General features: G+C 70.7%; 12 protein-coding genes and 1 tRNA gene. 1 reads left to right on the top strand and 12 read right to left on the bottom strand.

The features are described from left to right. Position 1: 1 nt before the first annotated feature. Positions 2–1,090: an ROK family transcriptional regulator gene (locus QWI33_RS09305; protein ID WP_289956980.1), complete on the top strand. Its 1,089-nt coding sequence runs from the start codon at positions 2–4 to the stop codon at positions 1,088–1,090. A 107-nt stretch (positions 1,091–1,197) separates the two neighbouring features. Here the strand turns inward: QWI33_RS09305 and QWI33_RS09310 are convergent. The 12 genes from QWI33_RS09310 to QWI33_RS09365 all read right to left on the bottom strand — a co-directional run bounded on the left by QWI33_RS09310 (position 1,198) and on the right by QWI33_RS09365 (position 12,948). After that, positions 1,198–1,272, bottom strand: a tRNA-Gln gene (locus tag QWI33_RS09310). Positions 1,273–1,329: 57 nt separating this feature from the next. Next, entirely contained in the window at positions 1,330–2,013 is a 684-nt protein-coding gene (locus tag QWI33_RS09315) for a hypothetical protein (protein ID WP_289956981.1), read from the bottom strand. A gap of 66 nt (positions 2,014–2,079) precedes the next feature. Then, entirely contained in the window at positions 2,080–2,748 is a 669-nt protein-coding gene (locus QWI33_RS09320; protein ID WP_289956982.1) for a hypothetical protein, read from the bottom strand. A gap of 76 nt (positions 2,749–2,824) precedes the next feature. After that, positions 2,825–3,691, bottom strand: coding sequence for a LemA family protein (locus tag QWI33_RS09325; RefSeq protein WP_289956983.1), 867 nt, complete (start codon positions 3,689–3,691; stop codon positions 2,825–2,827). 81 nt (positions 3,692–3,772) lie between these two features. Beyond that, positions 3,773–5,101: a phosphoglucosamine mutase gene (gene glmM / locus QWI33_RS09330; RefSeq protein ID WP_289956984.1), complete on the bottom strand. Its 1,329-nt coding sequence runs from the start codon at positions 5,099–5,101 to the stop codon at positions 3,773–3,775. Between the two features lie 148 nt (positions 5,102–5,249). Next, the gene (rpsI, locus tag QWI33_RS09335; RefSeq protein WP_353895412.1) at positions 5,250–5,825 is read right to left on the bottom strand and encodes a 30S ribosomal protein S9; all 576 of its coding nucleotides are present in this window, start codon (positions 5,823–5,825) and stop codon (positions 5,250–5,252) included. Between the two features lie 25 nt (positions 5,826–5,850). Further along, positions 5,851–6,294, bottom strand: a complete 444-nt coding sequence (gene rplM / locus QWI33_RS09340) for a 50S ribosomal protein L13 (protein WP_270115708.1) — start codon at positions 6,292–6,294, stop codon at positions 5,851–5,853. Positions 6,295–6,553: 259 nt separating this feature from the next. Continuing rightward, positions 6,554–7,714: a hypothetical protein gene (locus QWI33_RS09345; protein WP_289956985.1), complete on the bottom strand. Its 1,161-nt coding sequence runs from the start codon at positions 7,712–7,714 to the stop codon at positions 6,554–6,556. Then, positions 7,701–8,933, bottom strand: a complete 1,233-nt coding sequence (locus QWI33_RS09350) for a hypothetical protein (protein WP_289956986.1) — start codon at positions 8,931–8,933, stop codon at positions 7,701–7,703. Before QWI33_RS09350 ends, QWI33_RS09345 begins: the two co-directional genes overlap by 14 nt. 111 nt (positions 8,934–9,044) lie before the next feature. Then, positions 9,045–10,637, bottom strand: a complete 1,593-nt coding sequence (gene thiC / locus QWI33_RS09355) for a phosphomethylpyrimidine synthase ThiC (protein ID WP_289956987.1) — start codon at positions 10,635–10,637, stop codon at positions 9,045–9,047. Further along, positions 10,634–12,115 (bottom strand): bifunctional hydroxymethylpyrimidine kinase/phosphomethylpyrimidine kinase, encoded by a 1,482-nt coding sequence (thiD, locus tag QWI33_RS09360; protein ID WP_289956988.1) that lies wholly within the window; start codon positions 12,113–12,115, stop codon positions 10,634–10,636. The genes thiC and thiD overlap by 4 nt, the downstream gene beginning before the upstream one ends. A gap of 32 nt (positions 12,116–12,147) precedes the next feature. Continuing rightward, positions 12,148–12,948, bottom strand: coding sequence for a thiazole synthase (locus QWI33_RS09365; RefSeq protein ID WP_289956989.1), 801 nt, complete (start codon positions 12,946–12,948; stop codon positions 12,148–12,150). Positions 12,949–12,950: the final 2 nt, after the last annotated feature.

Below are 12,950 nucleotides of genomic sequence, written 5' to 3' on the forward strand. Positions count from 1 at the left end.
GGTGGCCCTGCCCCCGGCCGTGGAGCTGCGGCGGCGCAACCGCGCGGCGCTGCTCGAGCAGCTCCACCGGCACGGTCCGCAGACCCGCGCGGAGCTCACCGAGGCGCTGGGGCTCAACCGGTCGACGATCGGCGCGCTGGCGACCGACCTGGCCGATTCGGGACACCTGCAGGAGACGACGGGGCAGTCGACCGGTTCGGCCGGTCGACCGTCCACGCTGGTCGCCTGCGTGCCGCAGTCGATCACGGTCGCGGCGGTGGAGCTCCGCGCCGACCGGCTGCGGTTCGCGCTCGTGGGCCTGGGCGGTGAGGTGCTGGAGCGGTCGGAGACGGCGCTCGACGAGGGCGCCGATCCGATGACGGCGGTCGCGGTGATCACCGGCGGGACCGCTTCGGAGGCGGTCGAGGCGGTGGCGGCCATGCCGGGCCTGGTCGACGAGGGCACGGTCGCGCACTCGACCGAGCTGGGCTGGGTCGGCCGGGCGGTGGCCGACGATCTGGAGTCGGCGACGGGCCGGGAGTGGAAGGTCGTCGACACGGCGACGGCCGCGGCGGTCGGCGAATGGACGCGCGGCGACGCCCGCGACGCCCGCAAGCTGCTGTACCTGCACGGCGGCCGGGGTTTGACCGCGGGCCTGGTGATCGAGGGCCGCGCGCAGCGCGGCGGTTCGATCCAGTTGGGGCACATCGTGGTCGAGCCCGGCGGACGCGAATGCGAGTGCGGGCTGCGCGGGTGCCTGGAAGCCGAGATGGAGGTCCTCGCGTACGCCGAGGACATCTTGCGCACCACGCTCGCGGCGGGCATGGGCGACGCCGCGGCGCGGGACTGGCTGCGCCGCTCGGGCGAGGAGCTGGGCCGGGCCCTAGGGGCGGTCGTGACCGCGACGGGCCCGGACGAGATCCTGTTCGGCGGCTGGCTGCGGGAGCTGTACCTCTCGACGGCCGCGCCGGTGCGCTCGGCGCTGGCGGAGACGACGCTCCCGCATCTGCGCTCGAAACTGCGGCTGCGCACGCCGGTGCTCGGTGACGAGGGCGCGCTCATCGGAGCGGCGGAGACGGGTTTCGAAGCGGCCTTCGACCGCATGCGTTGAACGCTCGCGTCTTGTTCGAAGCGAGGGGTGTCGTACCCGCATGGGAGGATGAATTTTCGGGGGTCCCCTGAAGTCCGATTTGAGCGGATTCACATTCGGGGGTGAGGTGGCTGGCCCGCCAGGACTCGAACCTGAAATGACTGAACCAAAATCAGTAGTGTTGCCAATTACACCACGGGCCATCGCGGGCAGCGCTTCTCAGCGGCCGCGCGCAGCAATCTTAGCAACCCGCCGGGCCGCTACCTTGCCGACCACACGTGCTTCGGGACCTGGGCGAGCAGGTCGATGAGGAAGTCCGCGGACGGCAGCACTTCGGCCGTGTTCACCCCGCCCCGCCGGAACGTCATCAGCCACCCGCCCTCGAAGCGCCAGGGGATCGACCGCGCCCGCCCGTCGGCGAGCATCCACTCCATCGTGCGGGCGTGCAGCACGTCGTGCGCGAACCGCGGGTTGTCCGACATGACCCGGAAGACCTGGTTGAACTCGTGGTTCTCGAACTGCAGGTCCTTCTCGAGCGCCCGCGAGAGGTCGCTCTCCGGGCGGATGTCGAGGAACGGGCGCGCCGTCGGCAGCGCGATCGCCACCACCTGGAAGCCGGCCTCGTAGCTCTCCCACTCCGCCTTCTTGACCCGGCACTCGTAGGCGAGCATGTGGTGGCCCCGGTAGGTGCCGCGCATGACGTGGAATCCGTCCCAGGTCGCCCCGAGTGAACCGACCGGATCCTGGAACGGGGTTCGGAGCGAGGGCGGACCGATGTAATGGTCCTTGTACCGGTACTGGAGCCCGTGCTGCTGCGCGAACGCGTGGCGCTCCGATGTCTGCCGGCGCTCACCGCCGCCCGACCACGGACCGAAGCGCCGGAGTGCGGTCGCACCGGCGATGACGACACCCGCAAGGGCGAAGATCCAGACGTAGGAATCCATGGGCGCGTCCTCCGATCCCGTCGGGTAGGCGAAAGGGCCGCGTCGGATGACGCGGCCCCGCTGCTGCTAGTTGTTCGCCCACACGTGTCTGGGCACCTGGCCGAGGATGTCGATCAGGAAGTCCGCGTAGAAGAAGACCTCCTCGAGCTTGAGCGCGCCCGAGCGGGAGGTCATGAGCCACGGCCCCTCGAACCGCCACGAGTACGACCGCGCGCGCTGGTCCTGGAGCATCCACTCCATGGTCCGGGCGTGGATGATGTCGTACGCGAACCGGCGGTTCGGCGACTTGATCCGGAACGTGTCGTTGAACGCCTGGTTCTCGAAGTCGATGTCCTTCGCGAACCGCTTGGTCAGGAAGTTCTCCTGGCTGATGTCCAGCAGCGGCCGCGCCGCCGGCAGGCCGATCGCGACCACCTGGTGGGTGTGCGTCTGCGACTCCTTGCCGCTGCCGGTCGTGTACTGGTACTGGAAGAACACGATGTGCACGTTCTTGTACATGCCGCGGAAGACGTCGATGCCCTTGCGGGAGTGGCCGACGTTGAACGGCTCCTCAGTGGACAGGCCTGTCACTGAGTTGTCGCTGGGCTCGTAGTGGAATCCGTACTGGGCCGCCCAGGCCCGGAACATCGCGATCTTCTTCTGCCTGGCGCGCCAGGCGAAGTAGACGCCGGCACCGACCACGAGGAGGCACAGGACGTAAGCCCACCACGGCATGTCGCCGCTGGAATCAGACACGGGGTGTTTTCCTTCTTACACGGGCGTTCAGGGCTGGGGCACGGCTCGCAAGCTTCGCCGAGAGAGCAGGTGCGGCCTACCGGCCGTAGGGCTGCTGGCCGTAACCGGGCTGCTGCGGCTGCTGGGGCTGCTGCGGGTAACCGGGCTGGGGCGCGGGCTGGCCGTAACCGGGCTGCTGGGGCTGCTGACCGTAGCCGGGCTGCGGTGCAGGCTGGCCGTAACCGGGCTGCTGCGGCGGCTGCTGCTGGTAGCCGACCTGCTGCGGCTGGCCGTAGCCGGGCGGCATCTGGCCGGGCGCGGGCTGCGGCGGCATCTGCTGCTGCTGGACCGGGGGCTGCTGCATGTAGGCGGGCTGGCCCATGTCGCGCATCTTCGGGGCCGTGCGGGCCGCCGGGTTGTCGAGCTCGAAGTACTCCTCGGGCTTGAAGCCGCCCATCTTCGCGGAGATCGAACCGGGGAAGACCTGCAGCGCGGTGTTGTACTCGCGCACATTCGCGTTGTAGAACCGGCGCGGAGCCGCGATGCGGTTCTCGGTCTCGGTGATCTCCTGCTGGAGCTGCAGGAAGTTCTGGTTGGTCTGCAGGGCGGGGTAGGACTCCTGCATGTGGATCACGCCGCGGATGGCGTTCCCGAGCTGGCCCTCGGCCGCACCCTGCTGGGCGTGGCCGGCGTTCGGGTCCTGGCGGGTCTGCATGGCCGCCGCGCGGGCCTCGGCGACCTGCCGCAGCGTGGCGTTCTCCGAGCCGGCCGCCTGCTGCACGACGTACATCAGGTTGTCCAGCAGGTCGTACCGACGCTGCAGCTCGACATCGATCTGCGCCCAAGACTCCTGGGTGATGTTGCGCATTCGCACCAGTTTGTTGCGTCCGCCGAGGGCGGCGAACACCAGGATCAGGCCGATCAGCAACAGGAGGATCAGGATCCAGACGATTGGGTTGCTCATAGAGCGTGAGCTTAGTGCATCTATGCCAACGGGAGGGCACCGCTCAGGTGCCCTCCCGTTACGCAAAGCAGATGGTCGGAATCAGCCCATGGCGTGTTCGACGACCGCTACGAGCTCGGCCGCGACCGTCCGCGCCAACGGCTCCTCCGAGGCCTCGACCATGACCCGGACGAGCGGCTCAGTGCCTGAGGACCGCAGCAGGACGCGGCCGTCGGAGCCGAGCTTCGCCTGCCACAGCGCCACCGCGCTGCGCACGTCGGCATGGTCGATCACGGACTTGTCGGTCACCCGCACGTTCACCAGCACCTGCGGCGCGGGCGTGAACACGGAGGCGAGTTCCTCAAGGGACTTGCCCGTCGCGGCCATGCGCGCCAGGAGCAGGATCGCGGTGAGCGTCCCGTCTCCGGTCGTCGCGTAGTCGGAGACGATGATGTGCCCGGACTGCTCGCCGCCGAGCGAGTAGCCGCCCTCGCCGAGGCGCTCGAGCACGTACCGGTCGCCGACCCCGGTGACCTCGAGCTTGATCCCCGCCGTGCCCATCGCCTGGTGCAGGCCGAGGTTGCTCATCACCGTCGTGACGAGCGTGTCGCCGCGCAGCTGCCCGGCCTCGCGCATCGACAGGGCCAGGATCGCCATGATCGCGTCCCCGTCGACGTCGGCGCCGTTCGCGTCCACCGCGAGGCAGCGGTCCGCGTCGCCGTCGAGCGCGATGCCGGCGTGCGCGCCGTGCTCGACGACGGCCGCGCGCAGCCCGCCCATGTGGGTGGACCCGCAGTCCTCGTTGATGTTGAGACCGTCGGGGTCGGCGTTGATCGTGACGACCTCCGCCCCCGCGCGGCGCAGGGCCTCGGGCGCCGCGCCCGTGGCCGCGCCGTTGGCGGGGTCGAGCACGACCTTGATGCCCTCGAGCGGGTGCGGGCAGGCCGCGACCAGGTGCTCGATGTACGACTCGACCGGGTCGACCGAGCGCACGATGCGGCCCACGCCGTCGCCCTGCGGCAGCGGCGTCGTGTCGTTCATGGCCGCCTCGATGGCGTCCTCGACGTCGTCGGGGAGCTTGCGGCCGCCGGCCGCGAAGAACTTGATGCCGTTGTCCGGCATGGGGTTGTGGGAGGCCGAGACCATGACGCCGAAGTCGGCGCCGGTCAGGGCCGTGAGGTGGGCGACCGCGGGCGTGGGGAGAATGCCCAGGTCGATGACTTTGACGCCGGCCGCGGCGAGGCCGGCGGCGCTGGCGGCGGCGAGCATCTCGCCGGAGGCTCGGGGGTCGCGGCCGATGACGGCGACGGGGCGGTGGTCAACCGCACCGAGTACCCGCGCGGCGGCGATGTTGAGGCGGAGTGCCAGGTCGGGCGTGAGGTCGGCGTTCGCCCGCCCCCGTACGCCGTCGGTGCCGAACAGTCGTGACACGGTGTGGCTTCCCATCGTTGTGGCATAAAAAAACGGGGGCCGCCGAGGATGTCCTCCTCGGCAGCCCCGTCGCTTGTGCAGACTAGCGTGTTCTCCGGACCGTGCGAACGTGCGGCTTGCAAGCGTCGCCGTGGCCGGAGAAGGCGTGCTAGCGCTTCGAGTACTGCGGTGCCTTGCGGGCCTTCTTGAGGCCGTACTTCTTCGATTCCTTCTCGCGGGCGTCGCGGGTCAGGAAGCCGGCGGCCTTGAGGGCCGGGCGCATGTTCGGGTCGACCTCGAGCAGGGCCCGGGCGATGCCGAGGCGCAGCGCGCCGGCCTGACCGGTGGCGCCGCCGCCCTTGATGTTGACCAGGACGTCGAAGTTGTCGCCGGCCTCGACGGTCACGAAGGGCTCCGCGACGGTCTGCTGGTGGACCTTGCTCGGGAAGTAGTCCTCGAGGGTCTTGCCGTTGACGACGTACTTGCCGGTACCGGCGACCAGGCGGACGCGGGCGATCGCGCGCTTGCGGCGGCCCACGGTCTGGATCGCGCGGTCGGACGGCACCACGGGGATGCTCGGCACGGACGGCGCGGCGGCGACATCGGCGGGGACGTCGACAGGGACCTCGGGAACCTCGACGGCGGTCTCGGCGACCTCGACGGGGGCCTCGGGGGCTTCGGTCTCGACGACCTCGGCGGCCTCGGTTGCTTCAGTGGCCTCGTTGGCCTGGATCTCGTCACTCATGTGGATGCTCCTGTTCCGCCCGCGCCTACTGCGCGATCTTCTTGATCTCGTACGGCTTCGGCTGCTGGGCGGTGTGCGGGTGGCCAGGACCCGCGTAGACCTTCAGCTTCTTGGACACGGCGCGACCGAGCTTGTTCTTCGGCAGCATGCCGAAGACGGCCTTCTCGACGACCTTGTGGGGGGCCTTCTCCATGAAGTCGGCGTACGACTTCTCCTTGAGTCCGCCCGGGAAGCCGGAGTGGCGGTAGGCCTTCTTGGTCTGGAGCTTGTTCCGGGTCAGCACGACCTTCTCGGCGTTGACGATGATGACGTAGTCACCGGTGTCCGCGTTCGGTGCGAAGGTCGGCTTGTGCTTGCCGCGGAGCAGTTCGGCAGCGTGCGTCGCGAGCCGGCCCAACACCACGTCGGTCGCGTCGATCACGAGCCACTGCGGGTCAATGTCACCCGGCTTAGGGCTGTACGTGCGCACAGGTTTACCTAGCTTTCGTTGTCGGTGTGGAACGAATCCCGCAGATGAGGGCGGGACCGCCTGAATCCCCGGGGCCGTGATCGGCGCGCTCCGCGGCGCTGGGCCGCGGGCGTGGGATTCGTTGGACAGTGGTTTCGCGGTGTAGCTTGCGGGCCGTTAGCGGGCCCGGTGCGAAGTCACTCGAACAACAGCTGCCAAGTCTACGCGGTGGTGGCGGCCCCCCTGAAGGCGGCCGCCGTGACCTCGGCTACAGCCCGTTTCAGCGCGGGCGTTCGGCGCCTCGGGCGAACTCGAGTCCGGGTTCGGCGGCCGCCTGCTCGGCGACGGGCCGGTACCGGTCCACGGCGCGCAGGATCCGCTGCCAGCGCGAGGCGACCTGGGGTCGGGCGCGTTCGCGCTCGTTCACCATGTCGAGGAAGTTGAACCAGGCGGTGACCTCGGCCGCGCCGGTCGCGGGGACGCGCACCTCGGTCTCGGCTTCGAACGCCGGTCCGGCCGGTTGCGCGCCGCGGGGGTCGCGGATGCCGCCGACGCTGACGTACAGGCGCGCGGGGCCCTGCGGGGCGGGGATCCACCAGGTGCCCCAGGCGGAGCCGAGCGGCCGTCCGTCGAGGTGGACGTGCGGGGCGTCGACCCAGTCGGCGAGCTCGTTGCCGAAGAACTCGTACCGCTGCAGGCCGATGGTGTCGCGCAGGCGCTTGTCCATGCCGATCATGTGCATGGTGCGCGGGCGGGGGCGGACGCGCAGGAGGATGCCGGTGCCGGGGGGCGGGGCCGCGGCGGCGGGCAGGATCAGCGCGGGCGAGTCGGGCAGTGCGAGGGGGTCGGGTGCGGTCGCGGCGGGGTCGACCGGGTTGCGGCGCCTGCCGTAGGCGGCTGCGACCCCGGCGATCAGCGAGACGGCCGTGGCCGTCCCGACGATGCCGATCATGACCGGCCCGTCGCTCCAGCCGAGCGGTTCGCGCAGGAGGAGTCCGGCGACGAACGCGACGATGAGCGCCGGGAACCACAGGCCGCAGCCCCACCGCACGCCGCTGACGACGCTCGGCGACGAGGATTGCGCGAGGGCCTGTCCGACGTGCTCCTCGGTGCCGGCGTGCACCCGGTCCTCGCCGCGGCCGTGGCGGTCGAGGTGGTGGCCGATGTGCAGGTCGGTGGTCGCCCCGGTGCGGATGTCGACGGCGACGGTCTCGTAGACCTGCCGGATCATGACTTCGACGCGGTGGCGGCCGGCGTGGAGCGGCAGCTCGATGCGGCCGTCCTCGGCGGTCCCGGCGGGGCGGCCGTCGACGAGGATCGCGGGTGCGGCCTTCGCCATCGAGACGGTCCCGAGCGCCGAGTCGGGGTCGAGGTCCTGGATCTGGAGGTCGGGGACGTGGAGGCGGAGCGTGCCGCGTCCCCTGGCGTCAGCAGGGGGCATTCGGGTTGGTGGGGACGATCTCGATTTCGAGGCCCTTGAACAGGTCGCCGAGTTCGCGGTCGGCGGCCTCCCAGTCGGCGGCGCAGGCGTCGATGTTGGTCGCGAGGAGGTTGACGGTCTCTTCGGCGAAGTTCATGAGCCGGCCGAACTCCTGCGCTTTGGAGTTGTAGTCGCCGGCGAAGAACCAGCCGGTGATGCCCCAGGTGAGGTCTTCGGCGGCGGTCTCGTCGGCGACCGTGCCGACGCCGCCGGCGTCGGTGGCGATCGACTTGAACGTGGGGACCGCTTTGCGGATCTCCTCGGGGTCGACCTGGACGGGACCGGTCCCGCCGGAGAGGGCGCCTTGGCTGCCGTTCGCGTCGCCGACGGAGCCGACCAGGCCCGGGAGGCTGTTGCGGAGCGCGTCGATCGCGACCATGCCGGCGCGGCTGCCCGCGATCTTCACGAGGATCTGGGAGAGCTTGCCGAACATGGTGGTGATCTTGGCGATCTTGGCGCTGACGGCGGCGGCCGTCTGGGAGGCCCGCAGTGCGGCCCAGGCGATGCCGGTGGCGGCGCTGGCGCCGAAGGTCGCCGGGGAGGCCAGGATCATCGGGGCGATCTCGACGAGGAAGTACTCGATGAGCTTGGAGATCAGGTACTTGATGATCGCCTGGATCGTGTCGGCGAGCAGCTGCGCCGCGCCCAGGAGCGCGCTGATCTCGTTGCCCATGGTCGCGGCGCCGTAGAAGCCGGCGGCGATGACGTCGCCCTTGAGGCGGGCCATGCCGCCGTCGGAGCTGGACCAGTTGCTCAGCGGCTGCAGGTTGTCAGAGACGGCCTGGCTGAGGTCGACGTTCGCCTGGGCGATGCGGTCCCACAGTTCGGCGGTGTCGCGCATCTGCGACGGGCTGCCGGTGACCCAGTCGAGGGCGTCCTGGAGCGGTTTGACCAGGGCCAGCAGCACGTCGAGGCCCCAGCCGGCGAGAGTGGCGACGGGTTCGAGCGCGAACGCCGTCGCCTGCGCGCCCAGGTGCAGCGCGTCCATGCCGACGGCGCTGATGGCCTCGGCCACGCCGGTGTCGCCCTGCACCGCGCTCCAGATCGAGGAGCCGGAGTCGACGACCTGCGTGACGCCGGGCATCGCGCGGGCGCCGTTGAGCCATGAGTTCTTCTCGGACGCCTGGTCGAGACCGTTCTTGGTGTCCTTGTCGACGGCGATGGTCTGGTAGTCGCTCACGACTGCTCCTCGGGATCGGGGGCCGGGCTGGGGGGCCGATGGATCGTCTCACGATACCGGCCCCCCACCAGCGGGCCTACCGGTCGGCGGGGGCCGCCGACCGGTGCGGGCTCAGGCGGCGTCCACGACCGGGAGGTACACCTTGCCCCCGGAGGCGGTGAACTCGTCGCTCTTCTCTGCCATGCCCTGCTCGGCGTACGCCTTCAGTTCCTGGCTGATCTTCATGGAGCAGAACTTGGGGCCGCACATGGAGCAGAAGTGCGCGGTCTTCGCGGGCTCGGCGGGGAGGGTCTCGTCGTGGTACTCGCGGGCCCGGTCGGGGTCGAGCGAGAGGTTGAACTGGTCCTGCCAGCGGAACTCGAAGCGGGCCTTGGAGAGCGCGTCGTCCCAGGCCTGCGCACCGGGGTGGCCTTTGGCGAGGTCGGCGGCGTGGGCGGCGATCTTGTAGGCGATCACGCCCTCTTTGACGTCCTCGCGGTTGGGCAGCCCCAGGTGCTCCTTCGGCGTCACGTAGCAGAGCATCGCGGTGCCGAACCAGCCGATCATGGCCGCGCCGATCGCGGAGGTGATGTGGTCGTAGGCGGGCGCGACGTCGGTGGTGAGCGGGCCGAGCGTGTAGAACGGGGCCTCGCCGCAGAGCTCCTGCTGGAGGTCCACGTTCTCCTTGATCTTGTGCATCGGCACGTGGCCGGGGCCTTCGCACATGACCTGGACGTCGTACTCCCAGGCGATGTGGGTGAGCTCGCCGAGGGTGCGCAGCTCGGCGAACTGGGCGTCGTCGTTGGCGTCGGCGATGGAGCCGGGGCGCAATCCGTCGCCGAGGGAGAACGCGATGTCGTACTTCGCGAAGATCTCGCACAGCTCGCGGTAGTTCGTGTAGAGGAAGTTCTCCTCGTGGTGGGCGAGGCACCAGGCGGCCATGATCGAGCCGCCGCGCGAGACGATCCCGGTGACGCGGCGGGCCGCGAGCGGGACGTACCGCAGGAGGACCCCGGCGTGGACGGTCATGTAGTCGACGCCCTGCTCGGCCTGCTCGATGATGGTGTCGCGGTAGACCTCCCAGTTGAGTTTCACCGGGTCGCCGTTGACCTTCTCGAGGGCCTGGTAGAGCGGGACGGTGCCGATCGGGACCGGCGAGTTCCGCATGATGTGCTCGCGGGTCTCGTGGATGTGCTTGCCGGTGGAGAGGTCCATGACGGTGTCGGCGCCCCACTTGGTGGCCCAGGTGAGCTTCTCGACCTCGGCGGCGACGGAGTCGGAGACGGCGGAGGTGCCGATGTTCGCGTTGATCTTGGTGAGGAAGTTCTTGCCGATGATCATCGGCTCGGTCTCGGGGTGGTTGATGTTGGCGGGCAGGATCGCCCGGCCCGCGGCGATCTCGGCGCGCACGAACTCGGCGTCGAGCCCTTCGCGGACGGCGACGAACGACATCTCGGGGGTGACGATGCCCTGCTTGGCGTAGTGGAGCTGGGTCGGGCAGTCGATCTCGTTGCCGCCGTGCTCGATCTTGCTCGACGCGGCATCGGCGCGCTCGGCGATCCAGGCGGCGCGGAGCTTCGGCAGCCCGACCTCGGGGTCGGACCCGGGCCCGGACGTGTCGTAGAGCCGCACCGGCGGCTCGCCACCGGCCAGCTCCACCTGGGTGAACGGCACCTGGATGTCGGGACGCGGGCCTTCGGCGTAGACCTTGCTTCTGGCGTTCATGCTGTCTCCTTGCAGTGGTTCAGTGTGAATCTCGATCGGTCCGCGCGCACTGTTCGAATCGTGAGCGGCGCGGCAGTGTCAGACCCTGCTGTCAGGGTTGAATCCGGGGGGCCACTCGGGCCGAGGCGCCTTCGTGTCCCCGAAAACCAAGCGGCGCTTCGGAAGACGACCGCGACGGTCGCGGCCTGCCGGTTGCGCCGGAGCGGCCCGCGGCCCGCAATGGCATCGGGCGAAGTCCGCCTGCGTCCGGTTGCGCCGGAGCGGCCGGCCATGGCAACGGGCGAAGACCGCCCGCCACCGTGATCCGGTTGCGCCGACACGGACCGCTCGGCGTCCCTTTGCCGCGGTGACGCCCGCAGGCCGGGAGCGCGCCGGGTACCGGCGACGCTCGCGACGCGTGGCCGCGGTGACGCTCGCAGGCCGGAAGCCCACCGGATACCGGCGACGCCCGCGGGCCGGACGCACTCCGGACACCGGCGAAGCTCGCGACGCGCGGCTTCGGCGATGGCCGCGAGCCGTAAATGCGCATGGTGGTGATCGACCGGTCCCGGGCCGAGGCCGAGCCGCCAGTCGGCCGCGGCCCGCAATGCCTCGGTCACGTACGCCTTCGCACCCGAGACCGCTTGCGGCAGTGGGTGCCCGAGCGCGAGCCGGGCCGCGATCGCCGAGGCGAGCGTGCACCCCGTCCCGTGGTCGTTGCGGGTCGCAACGCGCGGCGCGGCCAATTCGAGCATCTGCCCGTCGCACCACAGCACGTCGATCGCCGAGCCCGAATCGCCTGCGGCGCTGGCGGCCTCGCCGGAACTGCGCGGAGCGCCGCCGGTCTCGCCACGGCCGCTTCGGGCTCCGCCGGGTTCATCCGAACCGCGCGTACCGCCGTGCTCGCGGTGGCCGCCGCTCGCCAATGCGTCTTCGTGCAGGCCGCCGGACGGCGCCGGTCCGCTGGCGGCCTCTTCTCGGTGGCCGCCTTTGACCAGGACCGCCCGCGGCCCGTAGGTCGCGAGGGCTCGGGCGGCCTCGCGCATGTCGTCGACAGTGGTGATCTCGCGGCCGAGCAGCTGTCGCGCTTCGATCAGGTTGGGCGTCAGGACGGTCGCGAGCGGGCCGAGCCGCGCGAGGTACGCGGCCGGGTCGCCCGAGAACAGCGAGTCGCCGGTCGTCGTCACCATCACCGGGTCGACCACGAGGTTCGGCAGCCGCCCGGCCTCGCCGTACTGCGCGACGAGCGCGAGCAGCGCCTCGCCGCCGAGCATCCCGGTCTTGACGGCAACGACCGAGAAGTCGCCGAGGACCGCGTCCAGTTGCGCCCGAACCAGATCCACCCCGACCGACTCGGCGGCGGTGACGCCGCGCGTGTTCTGCGCGGTGATCGCGGTGACGACACTGGTGCCGTGCACCCGGTGCGCGGCGAACGTGTGGAGGTCGGCCTGGATGCCCGCGCCGCCGCCGGAGTCCGATCCGGCGATGGTCAAGGCCACGGGCGGCTGGCGCTTCCCAGGTTCCGTGCGGCTCACAGGTCGGCCATCCCGTCGAAACTGGACGAAGCGTTGGCCAAGTGGCGCTTGGGGATGCGCCCCGCGAGGCGGGCGGCGCGGCCGGCGCTGACGGCGTCGCGCATCGCCGCGGCCATGAGCGCGGGGTCGGCCGCGCGGGTCACCGCGGTGGCGAGGAGGACCGCCGAGCAGCCGAGCTCCATCGCCAGCGCGGCGTCGGAGGCGGTGCCGATCCCGGCGTCGCAGATGACCGGGACGTTGGCGTTCTCGCAGATCAGCGCCATGTTGTGCGGGTTGCGCACGCCGAGGCCGGTGCCGATAGGCGCGGCGAGCGGCATCACCGCGGCGCACCCGGCGTCTTCGAGCCGGCGGGCGAGCACGGGGTCGTCGCTGGTGTAGGGCAGCACGGTGAAGCCGTCGCGGACCAGGGTCTCGGCGGCGTCGAGGAGTTCGACGGGGTCGGGCAGGAGCGTGTCCTCGTCGCCGATGACCTCGAGCTTGATCCAGTTGGTGCCGAAGGCTTCGCGGGCGAGCTTGGCGGTGCGCACGGCCTGCTCGGCGGTGAAGCACCCGGCGGTGTTGGGGAGGAGTTCGACGCCGCATCGCTCGATGACGTCGAGAATGGACCCGGACGCGCCGGGGTCGACCCGGCGCAGTGCGACGGTGACGAGTTCGGTGCCGGAGGCGGTGATCGCCTCGGCGAGCTGGGCGTGGTTGGCGGCGCCGCCGGTGCCGAGGATGAGGCGCGAGGTGAAGGTCTTGTCGGCGATCTTCAGGTCGGCGTCGCGGGCGGTGTGGGCGGTGGTGTGCTGGTCCATGG

It is taken from the genome of Glycomyces tritici (assembly GCF_030403505.1).

Bases quoted from the DNA above. Each gene is read 5' to 3' on its own strand.
- QWI33_RS09315 (WP_289956981.1), bottom strand. From the start codon at position 2,013: ATGGATTCCTACGTCTGGATCTTCGCCCTTGCGGGTGTCGTCATCGCC.
- QWI33_RS09325 (WP_289956983.1), bottom strand. From the start codon at position 3,691: ATGAGCAACCCAATCGTCTGGATCCTGATCCTCCTGTTGCTGATCGGC.
- rpsI (WP_353895412.1), bottom strand. From the start codon at position 5,825: ATGAGTGACGAGATCCAGGCCAACGAGGCCACTGAAGCAACCGAGGCC.
- QWI33_RS09345 (WP_289956985.1), bottom strand. From the start codon at position 7,714: ATGCCCCCTGCTGACGCCAGGGGACGCGGCACGCTCCGCCTCCACGTC.
- thiC (WP_289956987.1), bottom strand. From the start codon at position 10,637: ATGAACGCCAGAAGCAAGGTCTACGCCGAAGGCCCGCGTCCCGACATC.
- QWI33_RS09365 (WP_289956989.1), bottom strand. From the start codon at position 12,948: ATGGACCAGCACACCACCGCCCACACCGCCCGCGACGCCGACCTGAAG.